We start from the raw sequence: 25,159 nt of genomic DNA, 5'->3' as shown, positions 1-25,159 counted from the left end.
GTAAACAACATTATGAATTTCCAGCAACTACGGATTATTCGCGAAACCGTCAGACAAAACTTTAATCTGACTGAAGCTTCGGCTGCGTTGTATACCTCGCAATCAGGCGTTAGTAAGCATATTAAAGATTTAGAAGATGAACTTGGCGTACAACTTTTTATTCGTAAAGGTAAACGCTTACTGGGTTTAACTGAACCCGGTCAGGCGCTGCTGGGAATCGTAGAGCGAATGTTGGTGGATGCAGATAATATCAAACGCTTAGCCGACGATTTTAATAAGGTCGACGAAGGCACTTTAACGATTGCCACCACACATACCCAAGCGCGTTATGTGTTACCCCCAATCGTGAATAAGTTTAAAAAGGAATTTCCAAAGGTTCACTTGATTTTGCAACAAGCCAGTCCAATCGAAATTACCGATATGTTATTACAAGGTGAAGCGGATATCGGGATTGCCACCGAGTCACTCACCACAGAAGATAACCTAGCCAGTGTGCCATTTTATAATTGGCAGCACAGCATTATTACCCCACAAAATCATCCCTTGGCGCAAAAAAGCAATATTGACATCCGCGATTTAGCGCAATACCCCATTATTACTTACCATGGTGGTTTTACTGGACGTTCTAAAATTGACAAAGCATTTGAAGAGTCAGGTTTAGATTTTGATATTGTGATGTCAGCATTGGATGCCGACGTGATCAAAACCTATGTTGAACTGGGTATGGGCATTGGGATTGTCAACGATGTCGCTTATGACCAAGAACGTGATTATCGTTTAAAACAGATTCCAACCGATGTGTTTGGCATCAACACCACTTGGCTTGCGGTACGTAAAGGTCACTTACTGCGCGGTTATGGCTATGAGTTTATTTCACTCTGCTCACCAGATGCGGATATTCGCGCCTTAAAACGCGTGGCTTATCCTGAAGATTAACACTTAAAAAGAGCAGCTGAACGCTGCTCTTTTTTTCAATGTGATACAGCTTGTTTGGCGTCTACCAGTGTCGTTTTTGCCCCACGATTGAATAATAAATTGAGTAAAATTGCCGCCAAAGTTGCGGTTCCAATCCCACCCAAATCAAAACTGCCAATTTTAAGACTTAAATTACCTGCACCCATAATTAAGCTCACTGCGGCAATAATTAAAGTGCTGTTTTGGGTAAAATCGACTTTATGATCAATCCAAATTTTTGCCCCAGCAATAGTGATCAATCCAAACACGACAATCGAAGCACCGCCCAATAATGCCACCGGAATCGTGCTAATCACTGCGCCAAATTTAGGCGACAAGCCGAGCAATATGGCAAAACAACCTGCAATCACAAAAATGGTGGTGCTATACACCTTGGTGACAGCCATCACCCCAATGTTTTCAGCATAAGTGGTCATACCTGTACCACCCACCGAACCTGACAATGAAGTACATACGCCATCAGCAAAAAAAGCGCGTCCCATATAAGGATCAAGGTTTTTACCGGTCATCGCCGAGACTGCTTTAAAGTGACCTAAGTTTTCTGCCACTAAAATTAACGCCACAGGGGCAATCAGTAAAATCGCATTCGCTTCAAACACAGGACTGTAAAAAGTCGGTAGACCAAACCACGCGGCATTGGCAATCGGTGCAAAATCAATAGGCTTGCCTAAGCCTAAAACATTGGTCAGGACAAAATACACTAGGTAAGCAGCCACTAAACCGACCAACAGCAATAAACGCCGTAACATGCCACGGGTAAACACCGCAACAAGGCTAATACATAAGATGGTCACGACCGCCATCCAGCTATCAAAGCTATCACCCGATACGCTTTGAATGGTCACAGGCGCCAAATTTAAACCAATGATCATCACAATGGCACCCGTGACCAAAGGTGGCATGAGTTTTTCAATCCATGCTGTGCCAATTTTCATCACTACCAAACCAATCAACGCATAAATCAAACCACAGACAATAGTACCGCCTAAGGCTAAGGCAATATTGGGATTAGAGCCTGCACCGGCATAACCCGTTGCTGCAGCCACTGCGCCAATAAAGGCAAAACTCGAGCCAAGGTAACTTGGCATGCGTCCACCGGTGATCAGGAAAAATAAGATCGTACCAATGCCGGTAATAAAAATAGTCAGATTCGGGTCAAAACCCATCAGTAAGGGTGCCAGTACAGTTGCTCCAAACATGGCAAAAGCATGCTGTAAACCCAGTACGATGCTTTTACCTGCGGGTAGATATTCATCTATTTGTACAGGTGTGCTATCTAAATTGCCTTGATAGGGCTTAAATTTTGCAAACCAAGCTTCTTTTGACATCGGCTGCCCTCCTAATGTGGCATTGCAATGGGCGCACAATATTGACGATTAAAATACACTAAGGCCTGCGCGGCTTTCGGGCTTTGCATCGCCTGCACTTCACAGATGAGTAACATATGACTGCCCACCACCTGCCGCTCTCGAATTAAACAATCAAATGCCACCAAAGCATCTGTCAGCACAGGCGCGCCGGTTTTTAGGGTTGCCCATGTATTTGCATGAAAACGCTGATTTTGTGGGGTTTTACTGGCAAATAAATTAGCGAGTGCTTGCTGCTCATGGCTTAAGGTATTGACGCATAACACGTCGCTGTTTTGAAAATATTCAAACACCGAGGATTTTTGGTTAATACACACCAATAAAGTGGCCGGTTGGTCAGTCACACTACAGACTGCCGAAGCGGTAAAACCCGCCTGCCCCTGTGCTGTACACGTGGTAATAATGTTCACGGCGGCAGCTAAATGTGCCATGCCCTGTCGAAAACTTAAGGGATCTAGGCTTTCAGTGAATTGCAGTTTACTGTTCATGACTGACCTCTGTTTTTTATTTTATAAATGTGCAGTTGAGGCAATTTCAACCAAAGCTTCAGGTTTGACTAAACCGGTTTGAAGGCAATAACGTGCCGGCTTATCTCCAGGGAAATATTCGGCATAGACTGCATTAATCGCGGCATAATCAGCCCAGTCTTTAACAAAGATATGATTAAAGGTAATGTCCTCCATGCTGCCGCCTGCTGCTGCTAAGACGCCTTTAATGGTTTCTAAAATATGTCGCGTTTGCGCGGCTGCATCACCTACATGTACCACGTTGTTATTTTCATCAAAGGCCAAAGTTCCTGACACATAAATAATGTTGTCAGCTTTGGTGGCAGGCACATAAGGCGCGAGTGGCTTGGCCGTTCCTGGGGGGATAATCACTTGTTTTGGCATATGCTTCTCATTATGCAGATTGTTTTAAGTTATTGTTTTGAAAAGTGCTGCAGAATTTTTCGGTATGACTCACCCAACCAAAGAAGGTTTCAACATTATAAATACTGGCAGCATGGGCTTCGCTTGGCCCAGCTTGATGACAAGCATCTTCTAACACCACGCCAAAATATTCTAAAAAGAAACCATCACGTAAAGTCGATTCCACACAGACATTGGTGGCAATGCCGACAAAAACCAAATTACGAATACCACGGCAACGTAACATGCTGTCTAAAGCGGTATTAAAGAAGCCACTGTAACGGGGTTTTTCAATGACTAAATCCTGTAGTTGAGGTTTAAGCTGATCAATCAACTCAAAATCCCATTCACCTTTGGCCAGTAACTTGCCATATAGATTTGGATTTTGGCGCATGGTTTTTAAGGCATTGGATTTATGAAAGTTAGGTGAATTTAAACCACCGGCTTCACGGTACTGGTTGTCCCAACCATTTTTAAAATAAATCACTTGTATGCCGGCACTGTGTGCTGCATCTACTGCTTTTTGAATATTCGCCACTACAGGCGCCGTTTGTGACACATCAAAACCGGCTAAGTCTAAATAGCCACCTTTTGAGGTATAGGCATTTTGCATATCAATCACAATCAGCGCAGTTTGCTCAGGTGCAATTTGAATGGCTTCAGGACGTGCGTTTAAGACTTTGCCGGTGCCAATCGCTTGGGTAAATTCACTACATACAATACTCATGCTGTTTTCTCCAAAGTTTGCCCATCTACCACCACATGCTGACGGCATTGCATTAAAGGTTGAATGCGTTGACCAAAATCTTCTACCCCCTGAATAAAGTCATCAAAGGTGAGTAAAATACCCTCAGTACCCTGAATTTGCCCAATCTCATCGAGCATTTTCGCGACATTGGCATAAGAGCCGACTAAGGTGCCCATATTGATATTCACCGGCGAGACACTCGATGCCATTTGGCGAATATTGGTGTCACTGCCAGATTTGGTGTCTTTACCGCCTTGATTCATCAACCAATTAATCGCTTCGACATCGGCACCCTCGTTATAGTGTTGCCATTTGGCAAAGGCTTCAGCATCGGTTTCGGCTGCAATCACCATAAACAGCACATAAGTTTGTACATCACGATCGGTTTGATCGGTATGGGTTTTTAAACGATCGTTAATTTCAGCATAAGCCGTTGGGGTATTTAAACCTTTGCCAAATACAAAGTTATAGTCGGCATATTGCGCGGAAAACGCCAAACCTGCATCCGATTGTCCTGCGCAAATAATTTTCATATCGGCTTGCGGTTTTGGACTGACGCGGCAATCGTTCATGGTGAAATGTTCACCTTTAAAATCTGAACGTCCATCGGTCCACAGTTCACGTAAAATTTGCACGTATTCAGACAAATATTCATAGCGTTTGCCAAAATATTCATCGCCCGGCCACATCCCCATTTGGCTGTATTCTGGTGCTTGCCAACCAGTCACTACATTTAAACCAAAGCGACCATTGGAAATTGAATCAATGGTGGATGCCATACGCGCTACAATCGCAGGTGGCATAACTAAAGTTGCTGCAGTGGCATAAATTTGAATTTTTGAGGTCACAGCAGCAAGGCCGGCCATTAAAGTAAAACTTTCTAAGTTATGCTCCCAAAATTCAGTTTTACCGCCAAAGCCACGCAGCTTAATCATCGATAAAGCAAAGTCAAAACCGTAATGTTCTGCACGTTGCACGATCTGTTTATTCAGCTCAAAACTGGGCTGATATTGCGGTGCATTTTCCGAGAGTAACCAACCATTATTTCCAATAGGACAAAAAACGCCGACTTTCATCACACACCTCACTGTTTATTTTGCTTTTACTTTTTTGTCTGCAGATGCAGTTTTATTGTTCATCATAGATTTAGCAAAGGCTGTGCCAACATATATTTAGTACATTTAAATCAATCAATTAGAATGTATTTTTTTGACTATTAAGTAAAAAACGCTTTTTTAACTTAAAAATTTTTTATGAAGTGAATGTTTAAAATAGTGCGTTTTTTAAACTTTTGGTAAAAAATGCGCCATAAAAAACCGCCCATCAAGGGCGGTTAATCAAAAATTCCATCAAGCAAAGCTGGGTTGTAAAAAGTTTAAAATAGCTTGATTGATTTGTTCCGTTTCAGTGACCGTGCAGGCATGTGCACCATGATTAAAAATACTTAATTTACCATGACCCAAAATTTTTTTTAAATCTTCACTTTTCTGATACGGCACTAAAAAATCATCGCGATTGGCAATAAAATGCAAGCGAGTTTTAGCCAATGCAGCACGATGCTCGGCATTGACTTGAAACACACTTAAAGCCCGAATTCGTGCCAAAACATTGGCAGGCGGTGGGAAATCTTGTAACTGCTTTTGTTCTTGTTTGGCAATCGTTTGATGATGCGCAGAAATCCATGCCGGTGGATATAAAAACAAAGCTTGTGCTTCTACATAAGCCGCACTACCTGCATATTGCAGCAATCGCGTTCTGGCTTGGAAACACTTCAGCGTATGTGGGTCAGGCTGATTCCAAGCATTAATCGCGGTTAACGTTAAGATTTCAATCTTTAAACTTTGCACTAAACGCGCCAGTTCAATCCCAATTAACGCCCCTAAGGCATGCCCCATAAAATGTAGCCGCTGAATCTTTTCTTGTTGGATTAAATCAAGTAGCTCTTGCGCCATATCAGTCATGCTATAACCATCTTTAAGCATGCCACTGTTTTGATGACAACCGACTTGATCATAGACCAAAACATGAAAATATTGCTGTAAAACCGCAATTTGCGGTTGCCAAAATGTGCCATGCCCACCGAGTCCAGAAGACAATAGCATGTAATCTGCCTGTGTACGATGACAAGGATAAAGTTGTGTCTGCATATACATTCTCGTTGCCAAAATTCAAGCAACACTTTGCAAAATACATGCCGTGTTAGATCAAGCCTGCCAAGATACAACGAAATCGCATAATTTTTTCACTTTAGCAGACAAAAGAGATTTTAAATATAAATAATAATTGTTATCATTTCGTAAATTTTCACTATTCACTTTAATACAACATGAACACCCCTCTTCATGTGGATCGCTTCGAGCCAATCCATGATCCACGCGTCAAGCGCCCCAAAAAAGTAAAGCCTGCTACTCCTTTTAGTTACCGTTTCATGATTTTCTATCGCTTTGTATTGGCTTTAGTGGGCGGCTATATACTCTCTGCTTTAAGTGCCATTTGTATCGCGGAATTATTTGTGGCCAATCCTGCAAGCGCAGCCATGAGTGCGACCCTAATTGCCTTTTGTGTGTACTGTGCTGCCTTTATTTGGGTGTTTATGGTGCAAAAAACCGTAAAAGCCAGTCTTGGCATTGTTATTCCTAGCCTTGTGCTATGGCTTATTGTTCAATTTTTAGGGAACTAAAATGCGTGTAGATGGAAAAGCAGAAGGCCCACGTCAGTCAATGTCTTGGTTGCATACATGGGCCAGCCTTATTTTAGGTTGGCTGCTGTATGCGATTTTTGTGACAGGTACATTAAGTTTCTTCCAAAATGAAATTAGCGTTTGGATGAAACCTGAGCTGCATCAGTCAGTTCCGAGTCAATCACAAATTCAACAAACTCAAGTTGCCTTAAATTATTTACAAAAAAACCATCCAGATGCGGGTAGTTGGTCGATTCAACTACCAACATCACGGCAAAATACTACGGTTTTAAGTATTCGTGGTGCGAATGAAGACCCGCGCGCGCGTCGTGGTGGTCAACGGATTACTTTAGATAGTGCAACGGGTGAAGTGTTAGAAGCGCGTGAAACCCGTGGCGGAAGTTTCCTCTATCGTTTTCACTTTGAACTGTATGGTTTAGAACGCAGTTGGGCACGTTGGATTGTGGGCATCGCCACTATGTTGATGTTTGTTGCTATCATCAGCGGTATTATCACCCATAAAAAAATCTTTACAGATTTCTTTACCTTCCGTCCAGGTAAAGGTCAGCGCTCATGGTTAGATGCGCATAATGCCACTGCGGTATTTGCCCTCCCATTCCATCTCATGATTACATTTAGTGGTCTATTGCTGCTGTTATTTACCCTGATGCCATGGGGGATCGAGCGAATTTATGACAACCGCGGTGCATTTTTACAAGAACAACGTAAAGCATTAATTGAAACACCTGAACAAGTGCGTCCTGAAGCTGAACGTGCTGAAGGTCAGCAAGTACGTGGTGAAGGTCGCGGCGAACGTCGTCCTAAGGCCGAACCAAAACCTGCACCACTGACTGATCTTGCCCCAATTATTGCTGATGCACAGCAACAATGGCCAAACAATCGTGTCGGTACCATTACCATCGTGGCACCTAACACGACCAAAGCCGAAATTGAACTACGTGCTTTACATGGTGAAAGTGTTGCCCATCGCAATATTTACCAAACTTTAAGTTATAACGGGGTCACAGGCCTTGAAAATCCAGATGATGGTTCAAAACTAAAAAATCCAACCATTCCTGCAGCAATTTATAATGTCACCACCACTTTGCATGAAGCACGCGGTGTAGATTTATCTTTACGTTGGATTTTATTCTTATCCGGTATTTTAGGCACACTCATGGTGGCAACTGGCTTGTTATTGTGGTGTGTTAAACGTGCCCCGCAACAAGAAAAACAAGGTTATAAATCTTTTGGCTACCGTACAGTAGAAGTATTAAACGTAACAGCGATTATTGGTTTACCAATTGCCTGTGCAGTGTATTTTTATGCCAACCGTTTGATTGATGCCGGTTTAGAAAAACGCAGTGCCTTGGAGATTCGTGCCTTCTTTATTGCTTGGGGCTTGGTATTTGTCTATGCCTTAATTCGTAAACACCGCCAAGCATGGTTAGAAATGCTGACCCTTGCCACTGCTCTATTTGCATTATTACCCGTACTCAACTTTATCACTGGGGGTGCGCCACTTTGGAGCAGTATTGCCCATGGTCAATGGGTGATTGCATCTTTTGATTTAGCCATGTGGGTGTTGGCAGTCGTGTTTGGATTTAGCTTAATTAAAGTTAAAAATCACCAAAATCCAGCAGCAAAAAAAGCCAAAGCAGGCAAAGCACCACAGGAGAATAACGAATGAGTTGGTTTATTTTCATTTGGGCGCTATGTAACTTAGGTTTTATTGGCTTAGCCACTTCGATGTCCAAGCATCAAAAACAGATCTTTGGCAAAGAACTGAATGCCAAGCAAACCAAACTTGCGAGTATCGTGGGTTGGTTACTACTGATTGCCGGCTTAGTGGCTTGTATCATCCACGGCGATAGTATCAGCAACATGATCAGCTATTGGATTGGGGTACTCAGTTTCTCAGCGCTCATGGTCGGCTTAACCCTGAGCTATTTTGCCCATAAAGTAAAATTATTGGCTATGGTTTCGATGATCTTAAGTGGCTTAGCACTGGTCATCCATTTGCTTTAATGGCTTTGCCTATAACAAAGCTCGCCTCGTGCGGGCTTTTTTATGGTCTAGATTCTCATTTGCAGCGCATTGGTAAAAATTTATCTCACGATGATTGCTTTTTTTATAAAGCAGCTTAGGCTTAGTAGGTTTTTTATTGAGATCTTCCCATGACTACTCCAATTTCTGTGCCTAAAGCGCTATTAAACCGTGCGACTGCTGGTAATTTAGAAGCGCAATTTGATTTAGCTCAACTGTATATGAGCAGCGAACACGATGAAGATATCGAACGTGCTGAAGAATGGGCGCTAAAAGCTGCCTCTTTAGGTCATGTTGAATCGATGTATTGGCTAGGCGAAGGTTATACCGTGTATGCCAAAGAAGTCGCGGAAGAAGATCCTGAAGAAGCGAAAACTTATTTTGAACATGCCCATAATTGGTTAAAACAAGCTGCAGAACGCAAGCACGCTGCCGCGATTTTAGAGTTGGCAGGCTTTTACCGCCGTGGCGATGTGGTTGAAAAAGATGTAGTTAAATCTGTGGAATTGGTTGAACAAGCTGCCAACTTAGGTGAATTACAAGCCATGCGTGATTTAGCCTTTATTTATGCCAATGCTTTAGGTGTAGATGCCGATGAAGAAAAAGCCGACTTTTGGACGCAAAAAGCCGATGCTTTAGAAGCCAAAGATGCATAAAAATAAAGCCCTCAATTGAGGGCTTTTTGTTGCTCATGCACTTTATTCATCAAATATTGATAGATATGTTGCGCTTTCAGTTCATTCAAAATTTGACTCGCAGCTGTATTAGTTCGATTCAATGAAGGTTCAACTTCATAAGTATGTAGCTTAATACGCTTGCGTTTTGTTTTTTGAGCAAAGTCTTGAATTGCATCATATGTTTCACCCCGTGTACGACACGCACAAATAATGTAATCACAGCTATCTAATTCACTTATGCGCTCGAATAATTTGGTATCGGGATCACCCTTGGTATCCACAGCAACTTTGATATCACCTATTGCTACAATCAAACGCATATCTGCATTTTCCATCTTTAAACATTTGACCAAAGTATCAGGCTGTGCAAAAGCATCCTTGACCAACATCTCAATCAATAAAGTTAAAGTTTGTGTCTTTCCTGTATTCTCAGCACCAGCCAAGCTAATAATTAGTTTTTTCATTATATAAAATAGTTAAGTTACCCTACGCATAGAATAACTTAAACCTAAGTAATTAAAAACTAGATCTTATTTCTCCAAGCACTTTGCACTTGGCTTGCTACTTTTGGATAATCTAAAATAAACCGCACATGGCTTTCTACACCCGTTTTTAAAGTAGCATCATCCACCAAAAAGTAAGGGCTATGGTTTGGCGCGGCTTTTTTCATATCTTGATGGGCAGGCGTTGCCCCTAAAAACACAAATAAAGATGGCATCAGCTTGCCATAATAAGCAAAGTCCTCACTGGCACTGGCATTATTGGCTAAAATTTTCACATTGCCATTGGCTGCTTGTTTTAAAGTGGCTGTCATGGCTTCTGTTAAAGTTGCATCATTCATGGTCACAGGTGCATAGGCGGCAATCTCAACCTGAGCCTTTACCTCATGTGCAGCCGCAGTATGTTCCACCACTTGTGGGATCGTTTTTAAAATATTCTCGCGAATACTTTCATTATTGGAGCGAATCGTACCCAGCATCGACACTTGCTCAGGAATAATATTGCCTGCGGTACCCGCTTGAATATGTCCAATACTTACCACACCCATGCCTTGGGTTAAATCTGTGCGACGACTAATAATACTCTGCAAATTGTTAATCATCTGCGCAGATGCAACAATTGGGTCACGCCCTGCCCATGGCATCGAACCATGTACTTGTTGTCCATTGACGCTAATTCTTAAATTATCAGCACTATTTAAAATCGCCCCCGACTTATAATGTAAATGTCCGCTTGGAATACCCGCAATCACATGCAAGCCAAAAATCACCTCTGGCTTCACTTGCTTAAATGCACCATCAGCAATCATTTTACGTGAACCAATTTGATCACCTTGACTAAAGTTATCAATATCAGCCCCGCCTTCTTCTGCAGGTTGGAACACAAACACCACTGTGCCTGCGATATTGGCTTTATTTTCCGCCAATACTTTGGCTGCACCTAACAACATTGCAGTATGTGCATCATGCCCACAGGCATGCATGACATGGCTTTCTTTGCCTTGATATATCGCTTTAACTTGACTTGCAAAACTTAAATTGGTTTTTTCTTGCATAGGCAATGCGTCCATATCGGCACGTAAGGCCATCACAGGGCCGGGTTTAGCGCCTTTTAAGATACCAATCACCCCTGTTTTAGCAAAACCAGTCTTGACCTCAATACCATAAGATTTAAGTTCTTTTTGTACTAATTTTGAGGTTTCAAATTCCATATTGCCCAGTTCAGGGTGTTGATGAATATGCTGACGTAGCTGAATAGTTTTGCCTTCTACCGATTGTGCGGCATCTTTCACCCAATCCGCCAAAGCCAATGGGCTACTGGCAAATGTAAGTCCCATCACAGCATACTGGACAATTTTTCGCATTATGATCTTGTTCCTGTTGTTTTCGATCACTTAGCATAAGCGAAGTGAAGATCGGCCTGCGCCACTATTTAAGTATGGATTTAATACCTTAAAGATATAAAACAAAACCCATTTAGTGCTTAAATATTCAACCAAAACCGAAGCACATGGCTTTCCCCTTGGCAGTTTTCCAAGTACAATACTGCCCTAGTCGAGGGATGCTGCGACTGATCTTACAGGCACCAAATGTAAGACTGGCCAGGCTCGACGATCGGTTTGTTTTTTCTAGACAGACCAACAACGGCATCCGCGAACTGAATGATCAATTTTTATTATTAATTAAGGAGATCGTGATGAACGCGGTTAATGCTTCATTTACAGATTATAAAGTAGCAGATATCACTTTAGCGGACTACGGCCGTAAAGAAATTAAACTTGCAGAAGCTGAAATGCCAGCCCTTATGGGTCTGCGTAAGCGTTATGCTGCAGCGAAGCCACTTGCAGGTGCTAAAATCTTGGGTTGTATCCACATGACAATCCAAACTGCGGTTTTAATTGAAACTCTAGTAGAGCTTGGCGCTGAAGTTCGTTGGACATCTTGTAACATCTTCTCTACGCAAGATCACGCTGCTGCTGCAATCGCTGCTGCGGGTATTCCTGTTTTTGCTTGGAAAGGCGAAACAGAAGAAGAATACATGTGGTGTTTAGAGCAACAAATCAATGTCAATGGCACGCCTTGGGATGCCAACATGATTTTAGATGACGGTGGTGATTTAACCCTACTTGTGCATGAAAAATACCCAGAAGTGATTGCAAAAATCCACGGTGTAACTGAAGAAACCACGACAGGTGTGCAACGTCTGTACGAAATGTTACGTGACGGTACTTTAAAAGTGCCTGCAATCAACGTCAACGATTCTGTAACTAAATCTAAAAACGACAACAAATACGGTTGCCGCCACTCGTTAAATGATGCCATCAAACGTGGTACAGATATGTTGTTGTCTGGCCGTCGTGCGCTTGTGATTGGTTACGGTGATGTAGGTAAAGGTTCTGCGCAATCACTTCGTCAAGAAGGCATGATTGTACGTGTAACAGAAGTTGATCCAATCTGTGCAATGCAAGCATGTATGGATGGTTATGAAGTTGTTTCTCCATACAAAAATGGCGTTCAAACTGGTAAAAAAGAAGACGTAAATCTTGATCTTCTGCAAAACACTGACTTAATCGTAACCACAACAGGTAACTACCACGTTTGTGATGCTGCAATGCTGGATTCATTAAAAGCGGGTGCAGTTGTGTGTAACATTGGTCACTTCGATACTGAAATCGATACGAACTACTTACGTGGTTACAAGTGGGTTGAAGTGAAACCTCAAGTTCACCAAGTATATCGTTCAGAAAACGAAAACGATTATTTAATCCTTTTATCTGAAGGTCGTTTGGTAAACCTTGGTAATGCAACAGGTCACCCGTCACGTATTATGGATGGTTCTTTTGCCAACCAAGTACTCGGTCAAATGCACTTATTTGCTGAGAAGTTTGCTGATCTTCCAGAAGAAGAAAAAGCTGCAAAAATCCGTGTTGAATTGATTCCTAAGAAATTAGACGAAGAAGTTGCTGCGGCAATGGTTGCTGGTTTTGGCGGTGTATTAACACAATTAACCCAAGAACAAGCAGACTACTTAGGTGTTGCTGTTGAAGGTCCATTCAAAGCTGAAGCTTATAAATACTAATCTTTAGAAAAAGCAGGCATCTTGCCTGCTTTTCTTTGGTTTTTTATTGCAATTTATAAGTTTAAAGGATTTGAACATGTCTAAAAAAATTCCTATTTCTTTTGAATTTTTCCCAACTAAAACTGATGCAGGTGCGGAAAAATTAAAAGTTGTTCACCAAGAACTGCAACAGCTCAAGCCAGAGTTTTTCTCTGTGACTTATGGTGCAGGTGGTTCTACCCGTGAACGCACTCTTTCAACCTTAGCTGATTTCAATGGCAAAGGTACACCTGTTGCGCCTCACCTGTCTTGTATTGGTGACAGCAAAGCACGTATTGCTGAACTTTTGGATTTGTATAAATCTCAAGGCATTGACCGTATTGTGGCACTGCGTGGTGACTTACCATCAGGTCAAGTGGGCTTAGGTGAGCTACCTTATGCAACTGACCTTGTACGTTTTATTCGTGAACATTCAGGTGACCACTTTCAAATTGAAGTGGCAGCTTATCCTGAAATGCACCCTCAAGCAGATAGTTTTGATCTAGACATCAAACATTTTTGTGAGAAAGCCAATGCAGGTGCCAATGCAGCATTAACACAGTTCTTCTTTAATCCAGATGCGTATTTCTACTTTGTAGAACGTATTCAAAAAGAAGGGGTGAATATTCCTGTTGCGCCAGGCATTATGCCAATTACCAATGCCAGTAACTTAATTCGCTTTGCAGATGGTACAGGTGCTGAAATCCCACGTTGGATTCGTAAGCAATTGGCAACCTATGGCGATGATACTGCATCAATCAAGGCCTTTGGTCATGAAGTGATTGTTAAACTGTGCGAACGCCTGATTGCTGGTGGTGCTCCAAGTTTGCATTTCTATACCATGAACACCACTGACCCAACTCGTCAGCTGGTCAAAGACTTAGGTCTAGCTTAATTTTATTGTTTTTAAAGTGAGTATTTTATGCCACGTTTTTATATGGAAGCGACGTTAACGGTTGATACGTCTGCCGATTTAACCGAGACCGTTTTTCATCATTGGTGTAAAGTGCTCCGTGCTCAAGTCGGTGAAAAAGCCACTTTGTTTAATGGACAAGGCGGTGAATACGATGTCGAGCTGATTGAAGTCAATAAAAAAACTGCTGTTGTTCAAGTACTGAGCTTTAATCCTGATAACCGTACGCCTGCTTTTACAGCCCTTTTGGGTCAAGTGATGAGTAAAGGTGATCGTATGGATTATGCGATTCAAAAAGCGGTGGAACTTGGCGTATCAAGTATTCAGTTACTGACCTCAGAGCGCTGTGAAATGCGTTTAAAGTATGACCGTGATCAGAAAAAACTAGACCACTGGCAAGGTGTCGCGATTGCAGCATGTGAACAATGTGGCTTAAATCGTGTACCCCAAATTTTAGCACCTATGCCTTTAGAAAAATGGTTAGCCACTGAATTACCCGCAACCAGACTTGTGCTTGCACCCAATAAAGATGAATCAAATGTGCTGAACAAAGCCACGCCTGATTTGGCTTTATTGATTGGTCCTGAAGGCGGTTTAAGCGAAGCAGAAATTGCCGCCGCTAACCATATAGGCTTTGTTAATTGGTGTATTGGCCGTCGTGTACTGCGTACCGAAACTGCGCCTGTAGTGGCATTATCTATTTTAAATTATCATTTTGTTGCTTAAATTTAAGTGCACAGCAAGAAGTAGCCTACGGGCTGCTTTTTTATTACTCAATTTTAGCGGCCGTATTGCATATACTGAGATTTGCTTAAGACTTATTTTGACTTAAACTGCTTGCTTAAACTTGATCGTTTCAGCAGTTTTAGCAACAATTGAATAAAGATTCAGTTAAAACCCTACGCTATTAAGACTAAACAATCCATTCGACTATTGGATGAAGCAATGCAAAGGCATAGATTTAACGCAGCAAATAAATCTTAAATTACTAAGGCACTTTAGTCTAATATGGCTAGTATGCTGACTTAGAGTTGTTTAGACTGTGTGCAATTCTGCATAAGCTAATTACAACTTATAGAAAAAAATTTTATAAAAATAATAACTTAGTTTTATATAACCCTTTTAATACCATTTAACTATTAATCTATAGATCTCTGATCTAAGTTTGCCTATAAAATCAGCAGTCGTGTCTATTAGAAGGCGGTGACTAATGTTATATTCGATCAAATTTGGTCAAACACCACCAGTTCATCTGGTCGGCAACTTTAAGGTAAAACGAGATTCAAATGGACGATCAATCATTAAAACAGCAAGCTTTGTACTATCATGAATTCCCAACACCAGGGAAAATCAGCGTTACACCAAGTAAACAACTGGTCAACCAACACGATTTAGCTTTAGCTTATTCTCCAGGTGTGGCTGCACCATGTTTAGAGATTGAACGTGATCCATCAACGGCTGCTTTATATACTGCACGCGGTAACTTAGTGGCAGTGGTCAGTAATGGTACTGCGGTACTAGGTCTAGGCAATATTGGCCCATTGGCATCTAAGCCAGTGATGGAAGGTAAAGGCGTTTTATTTAAGAAATTTGCTGGTGTTGACGTTTTTGACATCGAAATTGCCGAAAATGATCCAGACAAAATTGTCGACATTGTGGCGGCATTAGAGCCAACCTTTGGTGGGATTAACTTAGAAGATATTAAAGCGCCAGAATGCTTCTATATTGAGCAAAAACTACGCGAGCGCATGAACATTCCGGTGTTCCATGATGACCAACATGGTACGTCAATTATTGTGGGTTCGGCATTACTGAATGCATTGCAGTTAAATGGCAAGAAAATTGATGAAATTAAAATCGTGGCATCAGGTGCAGGCGCAGCAGCATTATCTTGCTTAGATTTACTCTGTGCTTTAGGTGCCAAAAAAGAGAACATCGTTGTTGCCGACTCGCGTGGTTTATTGACGACAAAACGTCAAGGCTTAGATGACTCGAAAAAACGCTATGTGCAAGATATTGATGCAGAGCAGCTTGCAGATGTGATGGCTGGTGCAGATATGTTCTTAGGTTTATCTGCTGCAGGTATTTTAAGCCAAGATATGGTGAAGCAAATGGCGGCTGACCCAATTATCTTTGCACTTGCAAATCCAGACCCTGAAATTTTGCCAGAACACGCACATGCCGTTCGTGATGACGTGATTATGGCAACAGGGCGTTCGGATTATCCAAACCAAGTGAATAACGCACTGTGCTTCCCATATATCTTCCGTGGTGCGCTAGACGTTGGTGCAACTACGATTAATGAAGAGATGAAGATTGCCTGTGTGCATGCGATTGCACGTATGGCACATATTGAAGCAGATGCTGCTTCTTATGGTGAAAAATCTGCGTCATTTGGTCGTGATTATTTGATTCCACGTCCACTTGATCAACGCTTAATTTTAGAAATTGCACCTGCAGTTGCTAAGGCAGCGATGGATTCAGGCGTAGCAACACGTCCAATTCAAGACTTTGCGGTTTACCATCAACGCCTCTCTGAGTTTGTGTATAACTCAGCGCTTATGATGAAGCCGATCTTCGCCCAAGCAAAAACTGATCCTAAGCGTATTGCATATGCTGAAGGTGAAGATTTACGCGTATTGCGTGCTGTGCAAATTGCAGTCGATGAAGATTTAGCCAAACCAATCTTGATCGGTCGTACCTCTGTGATTGAAGCTAACATTAAAAAGTTAGGCTTACGCTTAGAAAACGGTGTCAACATCACCATCGTAGATCAAGAAAATAACCCGCATTACCAAGAATTTGCGGATGACTATTACACGATTATGCAACGTAAAGGTGTAACACCTGAGTATGCACAGCGTGAAACACGTCGTCGTTCAACGCTGATTGCGGGTATGTTGGTCAAACATGGTCATGCTGATGGTATGCTATGTGGTACTTATTCAAGCTACGATATTCATTTAGATTTCGTAAAAAGCGTGATTGGTTTACAAGAAGGTCGTAATAACTTCTTTACCTTAAATGCTTTAATGCTTGAAGACCGCAACCTGTTTATTGCAGACACCTATATCAACCGTAATCCAACGGCTGAACAGTTGGCTGAAATGACCATTTTAGCGGCTGAAGAAGTGCGTCGTTTTGGTATGACACCGCGTGTTGCGTTATTGTCGCATTCAAGCTTTGGTTCAGACCAAAATGATGCCAGCGCGCAAAAAATGCGTAAAGTGTTTGATATCTTAAGTGAAATTACACCTGAGCTTGAAGTTGAAGGTGAAATGCATGCCGATGCAGCACTAGATGAAAATATTCGCAGCTTTGCCTTCCCGAACTCTCGTTTCAAAGGCTCTGCAAACTTACTCATCATGCCAAACTTAGATGCAGCCAATATCTCGTTTAACTTATTGAAATCAACCTCAGGTAACAACGTGACCATTGGTCCTATTCTGCTAGGTGCAGCTAAACCTGTACATATTCTTACTCCAACGACCACAACACGTCGTGTGGTGAATATGACTGCGTTAACTGTGGCTGAAATTCAGCAAGCGGAGCAAGACGCGCTCTAAGCAAAATCTTGTAAAAGCGTCTTTCTTGACTTGAGAAAACCTCTATTCTGTTGCATGATTGCCTCAAGAATAGAGGTTTTTTCATGCAAGTTTATTTAGTAGGCGGCGCAGTACGAGATCACTTACTCGGACACCCCTATCACGAAAAAGATTATGTGGTTGTTGGTGCGACACCACAACAAATGCTTGCGGATGGTTTTCAGCCCGTAGGTAAAGATTTTCCGGTTTTTTTACATCCAGAGACAAAAGAAGAATATGCTCTTGCCCGCACTGAGCGTAAAGCTGGTCACGGCTATCATGGTTTTGAATTTTATACTGACCCAAGCGTAAGCTTAGAAGAGGATTTAATTCGACGCGATCTCACCATTAATGCCATGGCAATGGATGATGAGGGTACTGTCTATGATCCTTATCAAGGTCAACAAGATTTAGAGCTTAGGCTATTACGCCATGTTTCGGATGCATTTGTTGAAGATCCATTACGAGTGCTACGTATTGCCCGTTTTGCAGCGCGTTATCATGCTTTAGGCTTTCGCGTTGCGCCTGAAACGTTGCAATTGATGCAAACCCTTGCGGAGTCGGGTGAGCTTAAAGCATTGACACCTGAACGGGTTTGGAAAGAGACTTCTCGCGCGTTGATGGAACCGCATGCCGATGTGTATTTTGAAGTCCTGCGTGAATGCGGCGCTTTAAAAGTTTTATTCCCTGAAATTGATGCCCTGTTTGGCATTCCACAGCGTCCTGAATATCATCCTGAAATTGATTGTGGCATTCATACCATGATGTCATTACAGCAAGCGTGTAAAGCAGGTTACGATTTAGATGTGCGCTTTGCAGTATTGGTACATGATTTAGGTAAAGCACTCACCCCTAAAGATGAGTTACCACGGCATATCATGCATGAAGAACGTGGCATTCAACCAGTGACCGAAGTCTGTGAGCGTTTAAAAGTCCCGACCAATACCAAGCAATTGGCTTTGGCAGTCTGTAAAGAACATCTTAAATGCCATCAAGCACTCAACTTAAAGCCCGGCACTTTATGGCGTTTATTACAGCGTTTAGATGTATTACGTCGTCCTGAACGTGTAGAAGCCTTTGTACAAGCCTGTGAATGTGATTCGCGTGGTCGCTTAGGTTTAGAAGATCGTGCTTATCCACAAGCGCAGTATTTACGTGATGCGATGCAAGTGGTGCGCAACATTAAAGCGCAAGATTTACCGCCAGAGATTAAAGGCCCTGATATTGGTGAAATGCTGATTCAGCGTCGGATTGAAGCGCTTGCTGGGCTTAAAGCTCAACAGCAAATTATAAGCGAATAAAAAAAAGCACCCAAGGGTGCTTTTTTTGTTTTAAGCGCGATCCGCAGGGAAGCTAATCACCTGCTCTAAACGCATTTTTTCTGTAGCAATCATCAATAAACGATCTATACCTAAGGCAATGCCTGAACATTCTGGCATATGCGGTAAGGCAGCCAACAAATGTTCATCGATTGGCATGACATGTAAACCTAATTTTTCACGCTCACGATTATCGGCCTCGAAACGGCTACGTAAAACTTCGGCATCAATCAGCTCATCATAAGCATTGGCGAGTTCTAAACCTTCAATATACAGTTCAAAACGTGCTGCCACTAACTCACCGTCTTCATCGATACGCGTTTTAGCGAGTGATGCCAATTCTGGTGGGAAATCAGTTAAAAATACCGGTGTATCAAAGCCTAAACTTGGCTCGACCATATGCGAGAATAATAGGTCGATATAACCTAAACGATCATCGCCTAAATCAAGATTTAAACCGACACGGCGCGCAGCATCTTTAAGCTCTTGTAAGCTTGCTTGCAATGGATTGAGATCTAAACGATCCATAAAGGCATGTTTATAGCTTAAAACGGTCGGACGTACTTCACCAAAGCGCTGCTTTAACACCACATTGAGTAGATCAGTCACTTCTAGCATTAAATCTTTTAAGCTAAAACCGGGACGATACCACTCAAGCATGGTAAATTCGCTATTGTGTTTACGGCCATGCTCATCATCACGGAAGACTTTACAGATTTGGTAAATTGGCCCGCTGCCACTGGCCAATAAACGCTTCATGGAAAATTCAGGCGAGGTTTGTAAATAATGCGTGCGTGCTTTACCTTGCAGATGACGCTTGGTTTGTACAGAAGCCAAATACACATCCGTCACACCCGCTTGCGATAAAACTGGCGTTTCCACTTCTAACACATCCCGCTCAGCAAAAAACAGGCGTAACTGGGTATACATGTTGGCACGGGCACGTAAAGCATTTAAATCGCAGGTCGGTTGATAATCAATACTCATGCTTTTGGTCCTGCGTGGGCTGCCCATTCACGGCGCAGCGGATAAGTTTTACGTAAATGGTCAAAGGCTTTCTGTTCAACTTTGCCCTGTTGAATACAAGCGCGTAAATTAGCATCATCACGCGCAATATCATAAATTTGGCGCAAATCCTGTGCTAAAACAGCTGTTAAATCTTGATCTTTAAAATATTGCTCACAAACTGGCAGTTGGCTTTCAAAGCATTTGTCTGCGTTAAAGCCAAAGGTTTGACAAAAGGTATCATAAATCATTTGTGTACCACGGGCTTTGCCTTCTAGGCTATACCCTGCAATATGTGGCGTAACGAGTGTGATTAAATCTAAGACTTCGGCACGAATTTCAGGTTCATGTTCAAATACATCTAGTACGACTTTACGCCCTGTTGTTTGAATATCTGCAATTAAATCCGCTTCCGCAACCACAGGCCCACGCGCTGAGTTGATTAAAATGGTATCTGCTGCCATCTTAGCGAAGGCTTTAGCATCAATTAAATGATAAGTTGGATGCGTGCCTGTTTTGGTTAAAGGCACATGAATCGAAATGGCATTAGCACGTTTTAACAGGCTATCAAAATCAACTTGCTCAACATCATCTAATTGTACAAATGGGTCATAGCCAAGCACTTGCCAACCTAATAATTTGGCCATTTTTACCAAACGTGAGCCAACATTACCTAAACCAATTACCCCTAAAGTAAAGTTGTGCTTGGCATGTAACAAATCAGGTTTTACATGTAGCAATGCAGTAATGACATATTCAGCAACGGCTTGGGCATTACAGCCTGCGGCATTTGACCATGCAATATGATGAGCATCTAAAGTTTGAATATCTAAGTGGTCTGTACCAATCGTGGCACTGCCCACAAATTTAACTTGGCTGTCTTGTAATAACTCAGCATTGACTTGAGTCACTGAACGCACCAAGAGTGCATCTGCATCTTGTACATCATGTGCTGTTAAAGTACGTCCAGCTTTATGGCTAATCTCGCCAAATTCAGCAAAGAAATAATCAGTAAAGGCCAAATTCTCATCGGCAATAATTTTCATATGGCAATCCAATGCAGCAATTGTAATTATGATACCTCCATCCTGAATATCTCTCTATGCTTAAACTGAATTGGATATTCAAAAAGCGTAATCCATGCTTATAAAAAATTAGAAAGACAAAAACCTGTACTGCTTCAGTCATGGAACAACTATTCTGTTTAGAACGGACTATCACCACTTATTGCACATATCAATATTAATACTAAGCGCTTTCCCTCTTTGAATTTTAATATGCACATAGAGGATAAAATCTCACTAGTGTTACTCGGAGCAGAAGAGGCAAAAAAAAATTATTGTAAGTTTTGATTGGGAAAAGTATAGAAAACTTCGTGAGAAAGAAATATAAAAATAAAAAACCCCTGATCATTGATCAGGGGTTTTTTGAATTTGGCGGAAGCGGTGAGATTCGAACTCACGGAGGGGTATAAGCCCTCGTCGGTTTTCAAGACCGGTGCATTAAACCGCTCTGCCACGCTTCCATGCGGTGTATATTACGGAGAAGCCTTTTGCCTTGCAAGTGAAAAATGCAATAAATTGAATTAAATGCACAACTTTTCATCAAATGTTAAAGTTTTGCGGCTAATTCAGCACCATCGCGTATGGCACGCTTAGCATCTAGCTCGGCAGCCAACTTCGCGCCACCAATTAAATGATAATTGACTTGGCCTTTAGGGCTATTTTTTGGCATTAAATCTGTAACCGATTCTTGCCCTGCACACACCACAATATGATCTACACGTAACAATTGGCTTTGCCCTGCCAAATTAATCCATAAGCCTTCGTCAGTCACAGCCTGATATTGCACCCCATGTAGCATACGTACGCCATATTTTTTAAGCTCTGCGCGGTGTACCCAACCTGTGGTTTTGCCCAATCCTGCACCTAATGGGGTGTTTTTACGTTGTAATAAATAAATTTCACGTTTGGGCTGTGGCGCTTTAGGGTCAACCAAACCGCCCGCTGTGGTGTAATTCGGATTTGAGTCTACCCCCCATTCTTGTTTCCATTCATCAATGCTTTGATGGCTGTCTTTGAGTAGAAACTCTGCCACATCAAAGCCAATGCCACCCGCCCCAATCACAGCAACACGTTTCCCCACGAAGGCACCTTGTAAAACTTGTGCATAAGACAAAACGTGCGCGGCATCTGAACCACATATATTTAAATTGCGGGGCACTACACCCGTGGCAATAATCACTTCATCAAACTCAGCTTCCACCAAAAGCTGTGGTGTCACTTGGGTATTAAGCTTTAATTCAACTTGATGCTTGGCTAATTGCACCTGAAAATAACGGATAGTTTCATAAAACTCTTCTTTGCCGGGAATCACTTTGGCTAAATTAAACTGTCCACCAATTTCAGTTTTTGCTTCAAACAACGTGACTTGATGGCCACGGCGTGCTGCAACCGTGGCTGCGGATAAACCTGCTACCCCCGCCCCAACCACTGCAATTTTTTTAATTTTCTTGGCAGGTAAATACAGCAGTTCAGTTTCATAAGCCGCTTGTGGATTAACTAAGCAGGTAGCGCGTTGGTTTTTAAAGGTATGATCTAAACAAGCTTGGTTGCAGGCAATGCAGGTATTAATTTCATCGATGCGATTGCTTTGCGCTTTAGCTACCCATTGGGGATCGGCTAAAAATGGTCGTGCCATTTGAATTAAGTCGGCTTGATCGGTTGCTAAAATCTGCTCGGCTGTGTCTGGCATATTAATGCGATTGGATGCCATTACCGGGATACTCAGATGTTTTTTTAACTCCGCAGTGTAATCGACAAATGCTGCCCGTGGCACAGAGGTGACAATGGTTGGGATACGCGCCTCATGCCAACCAATGCCCGTGTTTAAGATATTGATACCCGCTTTTTCTAAAGCTTGTGCAATTTCAATCACCTCTGACATGCTATTGCCATCTTGCACCAAGTCCAATAAAGACAGGCGGAAACACACAATAAACTTTAAGCCTACCGCTTCACGAACTGCTTTAACAATTTCTACAGCCAAACGCATCCGATTCAGCAGTGGCCCACCCCAACGGTCTTTACGTCGATTCACAAGCCGACTTAAAAATTGGTTAATCAAATAGCCTTCTGAGCCCATAATTTCAATGCCATCGTAACCGGCTTTTTGCGCTAAGCGTGCAGTATGTGCATAATCTTCAATGGTGGCCAAAATATGCGCATGGCTCATTTCACGCGGTTTAAACGGTGAAATCGGCGATTTAATCGGGCTTGCCGACACCACAAAAGGCTGATAACCATAACGTCCGGCATGTAAAATTTGCAGTAAAATTTTACTCCCATGTTGATGTACAGCACGGGTGACTATTTGGTGTGGAATGACATCCGCCAAAGTATTTAAAGTCCCGCCCATCGGTAACAACCACCCTTGCCGATTCGGCGAAATGCCGCCAGTAATCATTAAACCTACCCCGCCTTTTGCGCGTTCAGCAAAATAAGCTGCAAGTTTTGGATAGTTGTAAAAACGATCTTCGAGTCCGGTATGCATCGAACCCATCACCACGCGGTTTTTCAGTGTGGTAAAGCCTAAATCAAGTGGCATCAATAAATGTGGGTAAGCTGGCTGCATGCTCGCTCCTTATTCTTGTTTATCTTTTATGATTTTCAATCAGTATAAAGTTAAATCTAATCCATCTTGTAAAATTGTTTGCCAATAAGTGATGCAGCTCAGCCGATTGAGATTTATTTTGCAAATGAACTTGATAATTTTAATCGATTGTCTTTTTAAAGCCAAACAACAGCAATTTATAGTGATACAATGCTGAGTTTAGATTTTCTCCTTGGCTGCCATCATGGTTGCCTATTTATATAGTTAGGACGAGCAATGACTGATAATGCAACGATCTTGCAGAATGTACCAGTAGGCAAAAAAGTAGGTATCGCTTTCTCTGGTGGTCTAGATACTTCAGCAGCCCTTTTGTGGATGAAACAAAAAGGCGCAGAACCTTATGCATACACTGCAAACTTAGGTCAGCCAGACGAAGATGATTACGATGCGATTCCAAAGAAAGCTGAGGCGTATGGCGCAGTTAAAGCTCGCTTAGTCGACTGCCGTTTACAGCTTGCATTAGAAGGTATTGCAGCGATTCAATGTGGCGCGTTCCACATCTCTACCGGTGGTATGCCATACTTCAACACGACACCACTAGGTCGTGCGGTAACAGGTACAATGCTTGTGACTGCAATGAAAGAAGATGACGTCAACATTTGGGGCGACGGTTCGACTTACAAAGGTAACGACATCGAACGTTTCTACCGTTACGGTCTATTAACCAACCCTGCGCTTAAAATTTACAAGCCTTGGTTAGACCAAACCTTTATTGACGAATTAGGCGGCCGTGCAGAAATGTCACAGTTCCTGATCGACAACGGTTTTGACTACAAAATGTCAAAAGAGAAAGCATACTCAACAGATTCAAACATGTTAGGTGCAACTCACGAAGCTAAAGATCTTGAATATCTTGATGCTGGCATCAAAATCGTTGAGCCAATCATGGGCGTTGCGTTCTGGAAAGATGACGTAGAAGTAAAAGCTGAAGAAGTATCGATTACTTTTGAAGAAGGCTTCCCTGTTGCAATCAACGGTCAACGTATCGAAGATCCAGTAGAATTCATATTAGAAGCCAACCGTATCGGTGGTCGTCATGGTCTTGGTATGTCGGACCAAATCGAAAACCGTATCATCGAAGCGAAATCTCGTGGTATTTACGAAGCTCCGGGTATGGCGCTGCTTCACATCGCTTACGAGCGTCTTGTGACAGGCATTCACAACGAAGATACCATTGAACAATACCGTATCAACGGTTTACGTTTAGGTCGTTTACTTTACCAAGGTCGTTGGTTCGATTCTCAATCACTCATGCTTCGTGAAACTGCGCAGCGTTGGGTGGCTAAAGCGGTTACGGGTACTGTAACTTTAGAATTACGTCGTGGTAATGACTACACTATTCTAAACACTGAATCTCCAAACTTAACCTATGAAGCTGAACGTTTAACCATGGAAAAAGGCGATTCAATGTTCTCGCCAATGGATCGTATCGGTCAATTAACCATGCGTAACCTTGACATCACTGATACACGTCAAAAACTAGGTATTTATACCAACTCTGGTTTATTGGCTGTAGGTACAGGTTCTGCTGTTCCGCAATTAAAAGACAAAAATAAATAATTTTGTCGTTTAAAAAAACCGCTCAGTTGAGCGGTTTTTTTATATTTAAAGGGCAAACAAATACTTAAATATATCAATTTTTCTTAAAAATCTAATTTTCCTTGTAGT

22 protein-coding genes and 1 tRNA gene are annotated in these 25,159 nt (G+C 42.2%); 11 read left to right on the top strand and 12 right to left on the bottom strand.

Annotated features, from left to right (window positions below):
• Window positions 1–12 precede the first annotated feature (12 nt).
• A complete protein-coding gene (locus CYK47_RS01695; RefSeq protein WP_122898299.1) occupies window positions 13–936 on the top strand; it encodes a CysB family HTH-type transcriptional regulator in 924 nt (307 codons plus the stop codon).
• Window positions 937–971: 35 nt separating this feature from the next.
• Here the strand turns inward: CYK47_RS01695 and rutG are convergent, their stop codons facing one another.
• From rutG to rutD, 6 genes are all read right to left on the bottom strand, one after another.
• The gene (gene rutG / locus CYK47_RS01690; RefSeq protein WP_122898297.1) at window positions 972–2,303 is read right to left on the bottom strand and encodes a pyrimidine utilization transport protein G; all 1,332 of its coding nucleotides are present in this window, start codon (window positions 2,301–2,303) and stop codon (window positions 972–974) included.
• 11 nt (window positions 2,304–2,314) lie between these two features.
• Window positions 2,315–2,830, bottom strand: a complete 516-nt coding sequence (locus CYK47_RS01685; protein ID WP_122898295.1) for a flavin reductase — start codon at window positions 2,828–2,830, stop codon at window positions 2,315–2,317.
• Between the two features lie 21 nt (window positions 2,831–2,851).
• Window positions 2,852–3,232: a pyrimidine utilization protein C gene (rutC, locus tag CYK47_RS01680; protein ID WP_122898292.1), complete on the bottom strand. Its 381-nt coding sequence runs from the start codon at window positions 3,230–3,232 to the stop codon at window positions 2,852–2,854.
• A 10-nt stretch (window positions 3,233–3,242) separates the two neighbouring features.
• Window positions 3,243–3,977 carry a pyrimidine utilization protein B gene (gene rutB, locus CYK47_RS01675; RefSeq protein ID WP_122898290.1) on the bottom strand — a complete coding sequence of 245 codons (735 nt, stop codon included), beginning with the start codon at window positions 3,975–3,977 and terminating at the stop codon, window positions 3,243–3,245.
• On the bottom strand, window positions 3,974–5,074 hold the full coding sequence (gene rutA, locus CYK47_RS01670) for a pyrimidine utilization protein A (RefSeq protein ID WP_122898288.1): 1,101 nt from the start codon (window positions 5,072–5,074) through the stop codon (window positions 3,974–3,976). The genes rutB and rutA overlap by 4 nt, the downstream gene beginning before the upstream one ends.
• Before the next feature lie 273 nt (window positions 5,075–5,347).
• Window positions 5,348–6,145, bottom strand: coding sequence for a pyrimidine utilization protein D (gene rutD, locus CYK47_RS01665; RefSeq protein WP_122898461.1), 798 nt, complete (start codon window positions 6,143–6,145; stop codon window positions 5,348–5,350).
• A gap of 179 nt (window positions 6,146–6,324) precedes the next feature.
• On the opposite strand from rutD, the gene CYK47_RS01660 reads away from it, so the two are divergent.
• The 4 genes from CYK47_RS01660 (at window position 6,325) to CYK47_RS01645 (ending at window position 9,380) form a co-directional block, all read left to right on the top strand.
• Window positions 6,325–6,678, top strand: a complete 354-nt coding sequence (locus CYK47_RS01660; protein WP_122898286.1) for a hypothetical protein — start codon at window positions 6,325–6,327, stop codon at window positions 6,676–6,678.
• Between the two features lies 1 nt (window position 6,679).
• Complete coding sequence (locus tag CYK47_RS01655) at window positions 6,680–8,368, top strand: PepSY-associated TM helix domain-containing protein (RefSeq protein WP_122898284.1); 1,689 nt, start codon at window positions 6,680–6,682, stop codon at window positions 8,366–8,368.
• Window positions 8,365–8,706: a DUF3325 domain-containing protein gene (locus CYK47_RS01650; protein WP_122898282.1), complete on the top strand. Its 342-nt coding sequence runs from the start codon at window positions 8,365–8,367 to the stop codon at window positions 8,704–8,706. The genes CYK47_RS01655 and CYK47_RS01650 overlap by 4 nt, the downstream gene beginning before the upstream one ends.
• 149 nt (window positions 8,707–8,855) lie before the next feature.
• The gene (locus tag CYK47_RS01645) at window positions 8,856–9,380 is read left to right on the top strand and encodes a tetratricopeptide repeat protein (protein WP_122898280.1); all 525 of its coding nucleotides are present in this window, start codon (window positions 8,856–8,858) and stop codon (window positions 9,378–9,380) included.
• A gap of 11 nt (window positions 9,381–9,391) precedes the next feature.
• On the opposite strand, the gene CYK47_RS01640 is transcribed toward CYK47_RS01645, so the two are convergent.
• Window positions 9,392–9,865, bottom strand: coding sequence for a hypothetical protein (locus CYK47_RS01640; RefSeq protein WP_122898278.1), 474 nt, complete (start codon window positions 9,863–9,865; stop codon window positions 9,392–9,394).
• Between the two features lie 59 nt (window positions 9,866–9,924).
• Window positions 9,925–11,238 (bottom strand): amidohydrolase, encoded by a 1,314-nt coding sequence (locus CYK47_RS01635; RefSeq protein WP_122898459.1) that lies wholly within the window; start codon window positions 11,236–11,238, stop codon window positions 9,925–9,927.
• Window positions 11,239–11,597: 359 nt separating this feature from the next.
• Here CYK47_RS01635 and ahcY point away from each other — a divergent pair, with 359 nt between their 5' ends.
• The 5 genes from ahcY to CYK47_RS01610 all read left to right on the top strand — a co-directional run bounded on the left by ahcY (window position 11,598) and on the right by CYK47_RS01610 (window position 18,796).
• Complete coding sequence (gene ahcY, locus CYK47_RS01630) at window positions 11,598–12,980, top strand: adenosylhomocysteinase (RefSeq protein ID WP_122898276.1); 1,383 nt, start codon at window positions 11,598–11,600, stop codon at window positions 12,978–12,980.
• 76 nt (window positions 12,981–13,056) lie between these two features.
• Entirely contained in the window at window positions 13,057–13,893 is an 837-nt protein-coding gene (gene metF, locus CYK47_RS01625; protein WP_122898274.1) for a methylenetetrahydrofolate reductase [NAD(P)H], read from the top strand.
• Window positions 13,894–13,920: 27 nt separating this feature from the next.
• A complete protein-coding gene (locus CYK47_RS01620; RefSeq protein ID WP_122898272.1) occupies window positions 13,921–14,637 on the top strand; it encodes a 16S rRNA (uracil(1498)-N(3))-methyltransferase in 717 nt (238 codons plus the stop codon).
• A gap of 560 nt (window positions 14,638–15,197) precedes the next feature.
• Complete coding sequence (locus CYK47_RS01615; protein ID WP_122898270.1) at window positions 15,198–17,477, top strand: NADP-dependent malic enzyme; 2,280 nt, start codon at window positions 15,198–15,200, stop codon at window positions 17,475–17,477.
• Between the two features lie 83 nt (window positions 17,478–17,560).
• Entirely contained in the window at window positions 17,561–18,796 is a 1,236-nt protein-coding gene (locus tag CYK47_RS01610; RefSeq protein WP_122898268.1) for a multifunctional CCA addition/repair protein, read from the top strand.
• 30 nt (window positions 18,797–18,826) lie between these two features.
• Here the strand turns inward: CYK47_RS01610 and epmA are convergent, their stop codons facing one another.
• The 4 genes from epmA to CYK47_RS01590 form a co-directional block, all read right to left on the bottom strand.
• A complete protein-coding gene (gene epmA / locus CYK47_RS01605) occupies window positions 18,827–19,801 on the bottom strand; it encodes an EF-P lysine aminoacylase EpmA (RefSeq protein WP_122898266.1) in 975 nt (324 codons plus the stop codon).
• Window positions 19,798–20,865 (bottom strand): 4-phosphoerythronate dehydrogenase, encoded by a 1,068-nt coding sequence (locus tag CYK47_RS01600; RefSeq protein ID WP_122898264.1) that lies wholly within the window; start codon window positions 20,863–20,865, stop codon window positions 19,798–19,800. Before CYK47_RS01600 ends, epmA begins: the two co-directional genes overlap by 4 nt.
• Window positions 20,866–21,253: 388 nt before the next feature.
• Window positions 21,254–21,344, bottom strand: a tRNA-Ser gene (locus CYK47_RS01595).
• 86 nt (window positions 21,345–21,430) lie between these two features.
• Entirely contained in the window at window positions 21,431–23,452 is a 2,022-nt protein-coding gene (locus CYK47_RS01590) for an NADPH-dependent 2,4-dienoyl-CoA reductase (RefSeq protein ID WP_122898262.1), read from the bottom strand.
• 255 nt (window positions 23,453–23,707) lie between these two features.
• Here CYK47_RS01590 and argG point away from each other — a divergent pair, with 255 nt between their 5' ends.
• The gene (gene argG / locus CYK47_RS01585) at window positions 23,708–25,051 is read left to right on the top strand and encodes an argininosuccinate synthase (protein WP_122898260.1); all 1,344 of its coding nucleotides are present in this window, start codon (window positions 23,708–23,710) and stop codon (window positions 25,049–25,051) included.
• Window positions 25,052–25,159 lie beyond the last annotated feature (108 nt).

The organism is Acinetobacter sp. B51(2017) (genome assembly GCF_003711395.1).
GTDB lineage: Bacteria > Pseudomonadota > Gammaproteobacteria > Pseudomonadales > Moraxellaceae > Acinetobacter.
Note: the sequence above shows the minus strand (reverse complement) of the source record. Positions and strands in the feature narration are given on the sequence as shown.